General features: G+C 74.1%; 11 protein-coding genes. 5 read left to right on the forward strand and 6 right to left on the reverse strand.

The features are described from left to right. Nucleotides 1-140 precede the first annotated feature (140 nt). The gene (gene hutI, locus BSZ37_RS02090) at nt 141-1,364 is read right to left on the reverse strand and encodes an imidazolonepropionase (protein WP_179299431.1); all 1,224 of its coding nucleotides are present in this window, start codon (nt 1,362-1,364) and stop codon (nt 141-143) included. Next, nucleotides 1,361-2,071, reverse strand: coding sequence for a hypothetical protein (locus tag BSZ37_RS02095; RefSeq protein WP_095508954.1), 711 nt, complete (start codon nt 2,069-2,071; stop codon nt 1,361-1,363). Before BSZ37_RS02095 ends, hutI begins: the two co-directional genes overlap by 4 nt. Before the next feature lie 47 nt (nt 2,072-2,118). Between BSZ37_RS02095 and BSZ37_RS02100 the strand changes: the two genes are divergently transcribed. Further along, entirely contained in the window at nt 2,119-2,709 is a 591-nt protein-coding gene (locus tag BSZ37_RS02100) for a hypothetical protein (protein WP_095508955.1), read from the forward strand. Nucleotides 2,710-2,714: 5 nt separating this feature from the next. Here the strand turns inward: BSZ37_RS02100 and hutH are convergent, their stop codons facing one another. Continuing rightward, nucleotides 2,715-4,244, reverse strand: coding sequence for a histidine ammonia-lyase (gene hutH, locus BSZ37_RS02105; RefSeq protein WP_095508956.1), 1,530 nt, complete (start codon nt 4,242-4,244; stop codon nt 2,715-2,717). 151 nt (nt 4,245-4,395) lie between these two features. Next, complete coding sequence (hutU, locus tag BSZ37_RS02110; RefSeq protein ID WP_095508957.1) at nt 4,396-6,063, reverse strand: urocanate hydratase; 1,668 nt, start codon at nt 6,061-6,063, stop codon at nt 4,396-4,398. A 133-nt stretch (nt 6,064-6,196) separates the two neighbouring features. Here hutU and BSZ37_RS02115 point away from each other — a divergent pair, with 133 nt between their 5' ends. Together BSZ37_RS02115 and BSZ37_RS02120 are read left to right on the forward strand one after the other, a co-directional pair. Beyond that, nucleotides 6,197-6,640, forward strand: a complete 444-nt coding sequence (locus BSZ37_RS02115; RefSeq protein WP_095508958.1) for an Lrp/AsnC family transcriptional regulator — start codon at nt 6,197-6,199, stop codon at nt 6,638-6,640. A 109-nt stretch (nt 6,641-6,749) separates the two neighbouring features. Then, nucleotides 6,750-7,151, forward strand: coding sequence for a hypothetical protein (locus BSZ37_RS02120; RefSeq protein ID WP_095508959.1), 402 nt, complete (start codon nt 6,750-6,752; stop codon nt 7,149-7,151). A 23-nt stretch (nt 7,152-7,174) separates the two neighbouring features. Here the strand turns inward: BSZ37_RS02120 and BSZ37_RS02125 are convergent, their stop codons facing one another. Next, the gene (locus BSZ37_RS02125) at nt 7,175-10,000 is read right to left on the reverse strand and encodes a phosphoenolpyruvate carboxylase (protein ID WP_095508960.1); all 2,826 of its coding nucleotides are present in this window, start codon (nt 9,998-10,000) and stop codon (nt 7,175-7,177) included. Between the two features lie 162 nt (nt 10,001-10,162). Between BSZ37_RS02125 and BSZ37_RS02130 the strand changes: the two genes are divergently transcribed. Together BSZ37_RS02130 and BSZ37_RS02135 are read left to right on the forward strand one after the other, a co-directional pair. Then, complete coding sequence (locus BSZ37_RS02130) at nt 10,163-10,696, forward strand: hypothetical protein (RefSeq protein WP_095508961.1); 534 nt, start codon at nt 10,163-10,165, stop codon at nt 10,694-10,696. A 137-nt stretch (nt 10,697-10,833) separates the two neighbouring features. Continuing rightward, nucleotides 10,834-11,037, forward strand: coding sequence for a DUF819 family protein (locus BSZ37_RS02135; protein ID WP_095508962.1), 204 nt, complete (start codon nt 10,834-10,836; stop codon nt 11,035-11,037). Here BSZ37_RS02135 and BSZ37_RS02140 read toward each other — a convergent pair. After that, nucleotides 11,034-12,110, reverse strand: a complete 1,077-nt coding sequence (locus BSZ37_RS02140) for a glycosyltransferase (RefSeq protein WP_143537533.1) — start codon at nt 12,108-12,110, stop codon at nt 11,034-11,036. The two genes, BSZ37_RS02135 and BSZ37_RS02140, sit on opposite strands and share 4 nt — an antisense overlap. Between the last annotated feature and the right edge of the window lie 313 nt (nt 12,111-12,423).

Consider the following 12,423-nt stretch of genomic DNA (forward strand, 5'->3'; position numbering starts at 1 on the left):
GAGTCGAAGGATCTCTGGCGAGCACGGCGTTCGGTCGACGCTCTCGTCGCCAGTTTGAGACCGAGCCGCACCAGAGCCCCTTCGACGTCGGGCTTCGCCTCCCGCTCAGGATGACGCTCCTCCACCCACAGCGGATCCTCCTACTTCGGCATCCACGCCCACACGGTCTCCCCGCCGACGACGGTCCGCACCGCCGGCTCGGCGCGCCAACCGGCGAGCCACGTCGCCAGCGACGGCGCGTCGAAGACGGCGAGGTCGGCCGGGGCGCCGGGGACGAGCGAGCCCGTGCCGTCGTCGAGGCGGAGGGCGCGGGCGGCCTCGGCGGTGGCCCCGCGGAGGGCCTCCTCGGGCGTCATCTGCTGGCGGGTGCAAGCGAGCCAGAGCGCGAGGCCGAGGCTGCTCGACGGCGCCGAGCCCGGGTTGAAGTCGGTCGCCACGGCCACGTGGGCGCCGGCGTCGAGGAGCCGCCGCGCCGGGAGCGGCTCCTGGCCCAGCACGAGCGTCGCGATTGGCAGGCTGACCGCGACCACCCCCGCCTCGGCGAGTCGCCGGACGCCCTCGTCGGACACGCACTCGAGATGATCCGCCGACGCCGCGCCGACCTCGGCCGCCAGCGCCGCCCCGCCCGTGTCGGTGAGCTGGTCGGCGTGGAGCTTGGCGCCGAGGCCGTGCTCTGCTCCGGCCTCGAACACCGCCCGCGCCTCGTCGGCGGTGAACGCGCTGTCCTCCACGAACACGTCGACGAACGCCGCGAGGCGCTCGGCGGCGACGGCCGGGATGATCTCCTCGCAGATCAGGCGGACGTACGCGTCGCGGTCGTCGGCGTACTCGGGCGGGACGATGTGGGCCGCCAGCAGCGTCGACACGATCCGTTGTGGGCCAGCCGCATCCAGCTGTCGGTAGAGGCGGAGGACGCGGAGTTCGTCGTCGAGTGTCAGCCCGTAGCCGGTCTTGGCCTCGACGGTCGTAACGCCCTGGCGGAGCATGGCGCCGAGGCGGGCGCGGGCGGACTCCGCCAGTTCGTCGTCGCTCGCGGCCCGCGTCGACCGGACCGATTTCTGGATCCCGCCGCCGCGCCTCGCGATCTCGAGGTACGACGTGCCTTTCAGCCGCTCCACGAACTCGTCCGCGCGGTCGCCGGCGTGGGCGAGGTGCGTGTGGCAGTCGACGAGCCCCGGCACCACGAGCCGCCCGCCGGCCGACTGGCGCTCCGCCTCGGCGTAGTCGTCGGGGAGGTCGGAGGCGGGGCCGGCCCAGACGATCCGGCCCGCGTCCCAGACGAGCGCGGCGTCGTCGACGAGGCCGGCGTCGGTGCTGGCGGACGGGCACGTGGCGAGTTGGCCGATGTCGGTGAGAACGGTCACGGGGCGGGGCAGGCGATGGGCGTCTCCGGGTTCACGGCGAGGACTTCCAGCGCGACGGCCTCGCGGGCCTCAAACTCGGCGACGTACTGGCCGAGGTGGCCGTACACCTCGCCCGGGCGGACGTCGCCGGTGAGCGTGGCGGCATAGACCACCCGAAGCCCCCGGCCTTCGTCGCCCGTCGTGTGCGCCTCCTGGAGCGCGAACATCCGGTCCGCAACGGCTTCGCTCGGCGTGAGCCACCACCGCTCGTCCGACCCGTCGCACGGACGGAAGGCCGACGTCTCGAAGCCCGTCTCGACGATCCCGCGAACCGTTCCCGTCTCGACCTCCGCGCGGGCGAGGAGGTGATCCGCCCCCGCGCACGGCCGGATGCCGCCCTCGACCGCGTCACCTACCACGCGGACCCGGTCGCCCGGCGCCAGGTCGGAGACGAGGCTGAGGCCGGCCGCCTCGCAGAGGTTCATCCGGGCGGCGACGAAGATCGTCTGTCGCGGGCCGCGGTCGGTCTCGACCTCGATGCGCGCGTCGCCGTCGGCCGCCATCGGGCTGAGGTCGACGGAGAGCACGGTGCCCGCCAGCCGCGTGGCGTCGGAGGGCGGGGCCTCGTCGGCCTCCGCCGGCGGGGCCGACTCGTCGACGGGCGGGTCGGGCGGGGGTGTGCGAGAGGCACAGCCGACGAGGAGCATCAGGGCGAGGAGGCGGGTCATAGGCGGGCCGGTGGGTCGGGGTAAACTCGTTCGTCTCCTACGCCGCCATGTCCGACCGCCGCGTCCCCGTCGCCGCCATCCTGCTCGAAGCCGCGTTCGTCGTGCTCGGCGTGTTCCTCGCACTCGTCGCCAACGACTGGCGGAGCGAGCGCGACGCCCAGGACCGGGCCGCCCGCGCCCGCGTCGGGCTGATCGACGAGGTCCGGCACAACCGGGAGGCGTTCCAGGAGTCGCTCGCCTACCACAGCGCCGTCCTCGACTCGCTCGGGACCCGGGCGCAGCGGGGCGCCCCGCCCCCGACGCCCGGCCTGTTCCCCCAGGGGTTCATCAACCCCGCCACCGCGCGGTCGACGGCGTGGGACGCGGCGACGGCCACCGACGCGCTCGCGGCGATGGACTACGGCGACGTCCTGACCTTCTCCCAGCTCTACGCCGCCCAGCAGCGCTACGGGCTCGTCGTCCAGGAGGCGGGCGGGGTGATCTACCAGGCCCTGTTCGACATCGGCGCGCGGGGCGTCGCGGCCAACGCGGGCAACCTCGCGAGCATGATCGGCTCGTTTCAGTACCTCGAGGCCGAGATGGTCGCCGAGTACGACGCCGCGCTCGACGCCCTCGGCGCGGACGATCCGGGGCGCTGAGCCGCTCACGGCAGCGGCCCCACTTCGGCCTCGGCCGCCTCGACGAGCCTCCCGAGGCGGACGAGGTCGGCGGCGGCCTCAAGGTCGGGCTCGAACGCCGTGTCGTCGGTGCGGAACGGGACGCGCGCACGGATCGCGGCGTGGGCGGCCTCGACGCCGCGCCCAGCTCGAAGTGGACGCCGCAGGTCGAGCGCCTGCGCCGCGCACAGCGCCTCGACGGCCAGCACGCGCTCCGCATTCTCGACGATCCGCAGCGCCTTCCGCGCACCCCACGCGCCCATCGACACGTGGTCCTCCTGCCCGCGGCTCGACGGGATCGAGTCCACCGACGCCGGGTGCGCGAGCGTCTTGTTCTCACTGACGAGCGACGCTGCCACATACTGCGGGATCATGAAGCCGGACTGGAGGCCGGACCGCTCCACCAGGAACGGAGGGAGCCCGTCACCACCATCCACCAGCAGGTACGTCCGGCGCTCGGAGATCGACGCCCACTCGGCGACCGCGACCGAGGCCGTGTCCATCGCGATCGCCAGCGGCTGCCCGTGGAAGTTGCCCGCCGAGACGACGTCGGGCTGGCCGTCCCGGTCGAACACGAGCGGGTTGTCCGTCACGGCGTTCAGCTCGCGCTCGACGACGTCGGCGACGTACGCCAGCGCGTCGCGGCTGGCGCCGTGGACCTGCGGCACGCAGCGGATCGAGTACGGGTCCTGCACCCGGTCGCAGTCGGCGTGGCTGGGTCCGATCTCGGAGCCCTCGAGGAGCCGCCGCACCGCCTCCGCCGACTGGGCGTGGCCCGGGTGGCGGCGGACCTCCGCGACGCGCGCGTCGAACGGCCGCGCCGAGCCGAACCGGGCCTCCAGCGTCAGCGAAGCGACGACGTCGGCCGTCGTCGCGAGGCGTCGGGCGCGGGTCACGACCTCGACGGCGTGGGCCAGCATGAACTGCGTGCCGTTGATGAGCGCGAGCCCGTCCTTGGCGCCGGGCGCCACCGGCGCCACGCCCGCCTCGGCGAGCGCGCGGGCCGCCTCGACCGGGCCCTCGGTGCCCCACACCTTGCCTTCGCCGAGCAGCACGAGCGCGAGGTGCGAGAGCGGCGCGAGGTCGCCCGAGGCGCCGAGGCTCCCCTGCTCCGGCACGACCGGGATGAGGTCGTGCTCCAGCAGATCCAGCAGCCCGCGGACGACGTCCGGCGACACGCCGGACACACCGAGCCCGAGCGCGTGCGCCTTCAGCGCCACCATCCGCCGCGTGATCGCCTTCGGCACCGGCGCCCCGACCCCACACGCGTGCGACCGCAGCAGGTTGACCTGGAGCTGCGCCGTGTCCGCCGGCCCGATCCGCTCCGACTTCAGCGCGCCGAAGCCGGTGTTGAGGCCGTAGTGCGCGCGGCCGTCGGCGAGCGCGGCCTCGACGAGCGCGCGGCTCCGCGCGACGCGGCCGTCCGGCCGGCGGAGGTCGTCGGCGAGCGACGCGAGCGACGCGTCGAGATCGGCGTCGAGCGTGTCGAGGCGGAGGGTCTGGATCGTGTCGGTCATCGGTTGGGAAGCATCAGTCTGGCGTGGCCTCCAGTACGGAGTCCCCCCTCCTCCGATGAGGAGGGGGACAGGGGGGGTCCGTCGCGGCGGCCCCCTTCCGCCTCGGCGCCGAGGCGGGCGCGGCCGGGCCGGGCGCACCGCCGGTGCGCCCCTACGGGGACGGCACGCTCGGCAGGTCGACGCCGCGCTCGGCGGCCGTCTCGATCGCCGTCTCGTAGCCCGCGTCGGCGTGGCGCATGACGCCCGTGCCGGGGTCGGCCGTGAGGACGCGCTGGAGGCGCCGGCCGCCGGACTCGGTCCCGTCGGCGACGCAGACCATCCCCGAGTGCATCGAGTACCCGATCCCGACGCCGCCGCCGTGGTGGAGGCTCACCCACGAGGCTCCGCACGCCGTGTTCAGCATGGCGTTGAGGAGCGGCCAGTCGCCGATCGCGTCCGACCCGTCCTTCATCCCCTCGGTCTCGCGGTTCGGGGAGGCGACCGAGCCCGTGTCCAGGTGATCGCGGCCGATCACGAGCGGCGCGCTCACCCGGCCCTTCTCGACGAGCCAGTTGAACCGCTCACCGGCCTCGGCGCGCTCGCCGTACTCGAGCCAGCAGATCCGCGCCGGGAGGCCTTGGAAGTGGACCTTCTCGCGCGCCATCGTGATCCAGCGGCGGAGGTGCTCCTTCTCGGGGAAGAGGTCGAGGATCGCGTCGTCTGTGACCGCGATGTCGGCGGGGTCGCCGGAGAGTGCGGCCCAGCGGAACGGGCCGGAGCCCTTGCAGAAGAGCGGGCGGATGTACTCGGGCACGAAGCCCGGGATCTCGAACGCGTCGGCCCGGCCACGGCGGTCGGCGACCTGCCCGCGGAGGTTGTTGCCGTAGTCGAAGGCGACGGCGCCCGCCCTCTGGAGCGCGAGGAGCGCGTCGACGTGGGCCTCCATGCTGTCGAGCACGGCGTCCTCGTACGCCACCGGATCCGCCTCCCGAAACGCCGCGGCCTCGTCGAGGCCGGTGCCCGCCGGGACGTAACCCACGCGGAGGTCGTGCGCCGAGGTCTGGTCCGTGACCACGTCGACCTCGGTGCCGCGGCGGACCAGCTCGGGCAGGACCTCGGCCGCGTTTCCGACGAGCCCGACCGACAGCGCCTCGCCCTTGGCCCTCGCGCCCTCGACCCAGCCGAGCGCCTCGTCGAGGTCGTGCGAGAGGCGGTCGCAGTAGCCCTGCTCCACGCGGCGCCGGATCCGGGCCTCGTCCACGTCGACGCCGAGGAAGGCGGCCCCGTTCATCGTCGCCGCGAGCGGCTGGGCGCCGCCCATGCCGCCGAGGCCGGCCGTCACGACCAGCCGGCCGCTCAGGTCACCGCCGAAGTGCTGCCGGGCACAGGCCGCGAACGTCTCGAACGTCCCCTGCAGGATCCCCTGCGTGCCGATGTAGATCCAGCTTCCGGCCGTCATCTGGCCGTACATCGTCAGGCCCTCAGCCTCGAGCTGGCGGAAGGTGTCCCAGTTGGCCCAGCGCGGGACGAGCCATGAGTTGGCGATCAGCACGCGCGGCGCCTCGTCGTGCGTCCGGAACACGCCGACGGGCTTGCCCGACTGGACGAGCAGCGTCTCGTCGTCTTTCAGCCGCTTCAGCGTGTCCACGATCGTGTGGAACGACGGCCAGTCGCGGGCGGCCTTCCCGGACCCGCCGTAGACGACGAGGTCCTCGGGCCGCTCGGCGACCTCGGGGTCGAGGTTGTTCATGAGCATCCGCATCGCGGCCTCCTGGTGCCAGCCGCGGCAGCTCAGATCGCTCCCGCGCGGCGCGCGGACGGTCGGGACGGTCTCGGTCATGGGCGGCGAGTCGGGGTTCGCATCCAGGGTAGAGCGGTCGGCCCCGGGGCCGACAGAGGGATTCGAAGGTTCTGGACCCGATCCGCCGTCGATCCGTCGGAGACATCCCCCAATCCCGCGCCAACCCTCCGGCATGGACCCCATCGACCATCGGATCCTCGACGAGCTTCAGCGCGACGCGCGGCTCACCTTCGCCGAGCTGGGTCGCCGCGTCGGCCTCTCGCCGCCAGCCGTCTCCGAGCGCGTCGCCCGCCTCGAAGCCGACGGCGTGATCACGGGCTACCACGCCGCGCTCGACCTCGCCCGCCTCGGGCGCCCCGTGCAAGCGGTGCTCCACCTCCAGGTCGACCGCGCGCGCTACGGGCGGGCGCTCGAGAAAGTCCAGGAGCTCGACGAGGTCCTCGTTTGCTACCGCACGACCGGGAGCTCGTCACTGCTTATGATCGTGGCCGTCCCCTCGATGGAGGCGATGGAGGTCCTCATCGACAAGCTGCTCCCACTGGGGGAGCCGGTCACGCAGATGATCCTCTCGACGCCCATCGCGCGGCGGCCCGTGACGCCGACGTGCCGTTCGTGACGGCCTCGCGGGGACTGGTGCATAAAGACGGGCGGAGCCCTCCATGAAGGGGAAGCGGCGCCCGGGGAGGGCGCTCTAGTTTCCCTTCCCTTCCCCGATCCTCCTCCGGATGCCGTACGACGTCACGATTCTGCCGGATTCCCGCACCGGGCTCGCCGTCGGCACGGGAGACGTGACCGGGACGGACCTGGCCCACGCCTGCGGGGCGATCGTCCACCACGCGCTGTGGGAGAACGGCTTCAACGAAGTATGGGACCTCTCGGCCGCCGTCCAGGTCGACGTCACGCCGGAGGAGCTCGAGCGGCTCGTCGAGGTCGCCTACGAGCACGCCGACGAACTCGGCCAGAACCGCGTCGCGTTCGTCTCGACGCGCGACGCCGTGGCCGTGCTGATCCGGCTGTTCGAGCGGCGGACGGCCGACCTCGGCCGGACGTACCGGGTCGTCCGCACGCGCGCCGAGGCGGCCGAGTGGCTCGGCGTCGCGCTCCCCCCCGACGGCAGGGCCGGCTAAGGCCACGACGACGCCGAGGCCGGCTACCCCGTCGACTGCATCGCGGCAGCGATGGCGTTGACCGACAGGAGGAGCGCCCGGCGGAGCGCGTCGTCGCCCTCGGCGCCGGCGCGCCAGCGGCGCATGAGGTCGAGCTGGACGAGGTTGAGCACGTCGGTCGCCGGGTTCCGGTAGCGGATCGTGGCGGCGATGGCGCGCGTCGGGTCCAGCAGCTCGTCGCGGCGGGCGACGCGGAGGAGCGCGGTCTCGGCCCGCGAGAACTCGGTCTCCACGGCCTCGAACGGCGCGCGACTCGCGCCCGACGCCTCGGCGAGCCGGCTGTAGCGGCGCCCGACGACGAGCCGCGCGCGGGCCATCTCGCGGAGCGCGTTGCCGGTGATGGCCTGGAAAAAGGGCCACTCGTCCTGGAGGGCGCGCAGGAGCTCGAGGTCGTCGCCGGTGATGGCCTCCGCCAGCGCCGCGCCGACGCCGTACCAGCCGGGCGCCGTGAACCGCGGCTGCGTCCATGAGAAGACCCACGGGATGGCCCGGAGCCCGTCGAAGTCGAGCTCCCCGACGCCCTTCCGCGAGATCGGCCGGGAGGCGATGGAGAGCCCGGCGATGTGGGCGATGGGCGTGGCGCTCGCGTACCACGGCCAGAAGTCGTCGGCGTCGATGAGGGCGCGGTAGGCGTCCATCGAGCGGTCGGCGAGGCGCTCCATGAGCGCGTGGGCGTCGTCGGAGGGCGCGGCGGCCGTGGCCGCCTCGGCGTCGAGGCGGGCCTGCTCGGCGTCGGCGAGGGCGCCGAGTTGGGCGTGGACGATCTGCTCGAGGTGCCGCCGCGCGATGCCGGGCAGCGCGTAGCGGAACGAGATGACCTCGCCCTGCTCCGTGAACCGGATCCGCCCCGTCTGCGCGACCGGCGGCATGGCGCGGATGGCCTGGCCCGCGCGGCCTCCGCCCCGCCCCACGGTCCCGCCGCGGCCGTGGAAAAAGCGGAGGTCGACGCCGTGCCGGCGGCACGTCTCGGCGATGGCGCCCTGCGCCTTGTGGAGCGACCAGTTGGCCTGCCAGTAACCGCCGTCCTTGTTCGAGTCGGAGTAGCCGAGCATGACCTCCTGCATCCCGCCCCGCGCCTTCAGGTGCTCGGCGTAGACCTCGTTCTCGAACAGGGCCGACAGAAGCGCCGGACCCGCCTCGAGGTCGGCGATCGTTTCGAGCAGCGGGACCGCGTCGATGGGGCTCTCCACTCGCCCGTCGGCGTGCCGCCGCCACAGCCCGACTTCCTTCGCCAGCAGGAGCACTTCGAGCACGTCGCTGACGGCGTCCGTCATCGACACGATGTACGAGCCGATGGACGCGGGCTCGTCTTCGATGGCGCGCTTGGCGACGCGGAGCGCGCTGAGGATCCGGTCGGTGGTCTCGCCGACCTCGCCACCGAGGCGGATGAACGGCCGCGGGTTCTTCAGTTCGCGGGTCAGAAGCTCCAGCCGCTCGTCTTCCCCGAGGCGGGCATAGTCGGCCTCGACGTCGGCGCGCGCGAGGAGGTCGGCGACGGCCTCCTCGTGGAGGCGCGAGTGCTGGCGGAGGTCGAGGGCGGCGAGGTGGAACCCGAACGTGGCGGCGCGGACGCGGGCGTCGGCCAGCGGCCCGGACTCGGCGAGCGGGGCCAGCCCGGCCTGCCGGAGCGCGTCGGCGATGAGGTCGAGGTCGGCGCGGAAGGCGGCGCCGTCGTAGGCCGGCGCGACGCCGGGGCCCCGCGTCTGGCCGGAGTCGCCGTCGGGGAGCGTCTCGATGAGGCGGTCGAGCTTCGAGGCCATCTGCATGACCTTGAGCCGGACCGGCTCGCGCGCGTTCTGGCGCCACCGCCGCTCGGGCAGCCGGACCGTCTCCCGGTCGGCCTCGACCGAGTCCCACAGCTCGGGCGGGAACTCGACCTGGTGGTCGCTCACGGAGAGGTCGCGGCGGAGGACGTCGAGGCCGCGGCGGTGGAGGCGGAGCGCGTCCTCGCGGTGCGCGCGGAGCGTCCACTCCGTGACCTCGGCCGTCACGTTCGGGTTGCCGTCGCGGTCGCCGCCGATCCACGACCGGTACTTCAGGAACGCGAGCGGCTCGCCGGGCGACTCGCCGTAGGTCTCGCGAAAGGCCCGCCGGAGGTCGGCGTGGATCTTCGGGACGACGTCCCAGATGCTCGTCGCCACGAAGTAGAGCCCGTGGCGGACCTCGTCCTGGACGGTCACGGCGGCCGGGCGAACCTCGTCGGTAGCGAGGAGCAGGCGGAGCCGGTCGAGCGCCTCCTCCTCGGCCTCGGCGGCCTCGGCCGGCGTGAGCGGGGCCTGGCCCGTGAGCCGGTCGAGCGCCTCGGCGGCCTCCTGCTGGTGGAGCAACACGCTCCGGCGGCGGGCCTCCGTCGGGTGCGCCGTCAGCGTCGGCTGGATGTCAAGCGTGGCGACCAACTGGCGGGCCTCCTCCGCGGACCGGCCGTCCTGCCTGAGCACGGCGACGGCCTCCTGGATCGACTCCCCACGCGGCCGCTCGGCCGAGGCGCCCATCTCGCGCTCGCGGTTGACGCGGACGATCTCGATCTGCTCGGCCTTGTTGACGAGGTGGAAGTAAGCCGTCAGCGTTCGGAGCACGGCCGCCAGCGTGTCGACGGACGCACCCTCGATGTCGTCGGCGAGGGCGTCGAAGGCGGCGGGGCCGTCGCCGCGGACGCGGGCGAGCCAGCCGGCGGCGAGGTCGGTCGGGCCGTCGCCGTAGCGCTCGCGGGCGACCTGGAGCACGAGCCGCTCGACGAGGGCGACGCGGCGGGCGTGGACGTCGGTGAGGCCGGCGGCGGTGGCGGCGTCGAGGGCGGCGGGGTCGGGCACGGGACGGGCGGAAGAGATGGGCCTCCAAAGTACCCGGCGGCCCCACCGGCGGTCCCCTCGATCCACGGAAGCGCTTCGTTCCCAGCGGCTCGGCCCACCTCGACGGCAGCGGGGGAACGCTTGCGCCTCCCCAAGGGCAGCGCCCGTCTTTAGCCTCCGACCATGCGCCCTCTCCTACTCGCCCTCCTCTGCGCTGCGGCGCATGCACAGCCCGCCGTCGACGTGTCCACCGCCGGGGGCGTCGTCGTGACGGAGTACGACGCCGCGAGCGTTCCGTCTACCGTCGCTGGGATCGGGGCGGTCGCCGCGACGATCGCGCCCGGTCTGCCACGCGGGCTCCGCGGTGTAGCGACGCTCGCGTTCGGGCCGGGCACCGGACGCTTCGACCACGGGAGGCTGGCGGCGATCGGGTTGAGCGTCGAGGCGCCGCTCAGCGGCGGACGAAACGGTGCGTACGTCGCCCTCGGCGGCGCCTGGCTCGACTTCGACAACTACGACCCATCGGGGTGCCATCCCGACGAGGGGTGCCTGTACGAGAGCATCTCCATCCAGCCCCACGTGGGGCTGGCCGTGACGGGCGGCCTCGGCGCCCGCGTCCCCCTCGGCCGGTTCTACGTCGAGCCGGCGCTCTCCGCGACGGTCTGGGACGACGTGCTGGTCGGCGCCCGGCTCGGCCTCGGCTGGCGGCTCCGGTAGACCGGCTCGCCCCGCCTCGGCGCCGAGGCGGCCGGGGTCCGTACCCTCCGGCCGGTCCACCCGCACGTTCAGGCTCACCGACAGCCTCTTCGTCGCCGCCGCGCTGTGCACGATCGTCGCCCTCAGGGAGCGGCTCCATGCCCGAGGCGCCCGTGCCCGTCCACGACGACGCGTTCTCGATCCTCGACCCGCCCGCCATCTTCCGGCTGCTCCTTGGCGCCGGCCTCCGCACCGTGGCGAAGGCGGGGCCGGCCACCCTCATCGGCTCGCTCGGGACGGCGCTCGGAACGTTCGTCGGGGTCTGGGTGGCCGGCGTGGTGCTCTCGGCCCTTCTCGGCTAGGCCGCCACGGCGGCGGGCACACGAGCAACGGGAGCCGGCACGACTCGAACGGCCCGCGATGGCACCTCGACCTCGAGCAGCCGTTCCCAGTCCGCGACCACGCGACTCGTGCGGAGGAACAGCGGGCACATGACCGGCGGGCGGCCCTCCTCCCACCACCGCGCCAGACGCCGTGCGGCGGCCGTCGGGTCGCGCGCATCGACGAGCTGCCCCTGCGCGCCCGGCGACTCGGCGAGCGCCTCGCGGACGGCGGCGTGCGCGTGCGCGAGGACAGGCGTCCCGACCGCGTTGGCCTCGGCAAACAGCCGGCCGGAAATGACCTCGGCGCCGGCCTGCGGCTGGAACACGGCGAACGCCTCGCGGACGTGCCGCATCACCTCGCGGTGTGGGAGCGGACCGAGCGGGACCACGCCCGGAGACAGCCCTCCCTCCATCCGCCCCTCGCCCACGACGTACAGCCGCACGCCCGGTCGCGCGGTGCGGACATGCGCGAACGCCGCCAGGACCTCGCCGAGCCCACCTCCAAGATTCGCGACGGCGACCAGCTTCGTTCTGTCGGGCACCGTCCCGTCCGGCTCGGCCGTGTCGTCTACGGGGTCGTGGATGCGGGCCGTCCGTGCCCAGCCGTCGGCCCCGTCGAGGAGGTCGCGGACGGCGGCGCGGTGGGCATCGGAGACGCAGACGACGGTCGCGTCGGCCTCGGCGGCGGTCGAGCCGAGCGAGCGGCGACGGCGGCCGGGCACGTCGCGGAGCCACAGCGCCAACCGGGCCTCGGGGAACTGGCGGCGGACGCGCGGGAGCACCTTGTGCTGCTCCACCACGACGACCGCGTCGGCCGACGGGAGGTGGCTCCAGGAGCCGTAGAACGCGAACGGGACGTAGGCCACGCCGCCCGGCGACCGCGACGGCCACGACCGGTGGCACTGGGCCACCGTCACGCGGTGGCCCCGCTGCGCCAACCCTTCCGCCACGCGGACGACGCTGGTCGGCGTCGCGCCGGCGGCCCGGTCGTAGAGCGTGCGCGGCTGGTAGGGGTGCGAGGTCGTCGGGTCGATAAAGAGGAGGCGCGTCACGGGTCGGGAGGCGTCCGCCCGCCAGCGATCGCCCTGGGGCGTCGGGTCGGCGGAGCGGGAGGGGTCCGAGACGGGGCCGGGGCCATACGGCCCGTCGTCGGTGGAGGGATCGGAGGAGGCGCATGTCTGCTCGGGCGCCGTCGAGGATGGATACCAAGCCGGAAGCGCTTCCGATCCCAGTCGTTCCCTGAACCCGCCGTTCCCGAAACGGGACTCAGGCCTCCCCCCAAACGCCTCCCGTCGCTGCCGCCCGTGGACCCAAACGCCCGCTCCGCCTTACCACCGAGGCGCGCCGGCGGCGTGACTGCAGGGC

The sequence above is a fragment of the Rubrivirga marina genome, assembly GCF_002283365.1.
GTDB classification, from domain to species: Bacteria; Bacteroidota; Rhodothermia; order Rhodothermales; family Rubricoccaceae; genus Rubrivirga; species Rubrivirga marina.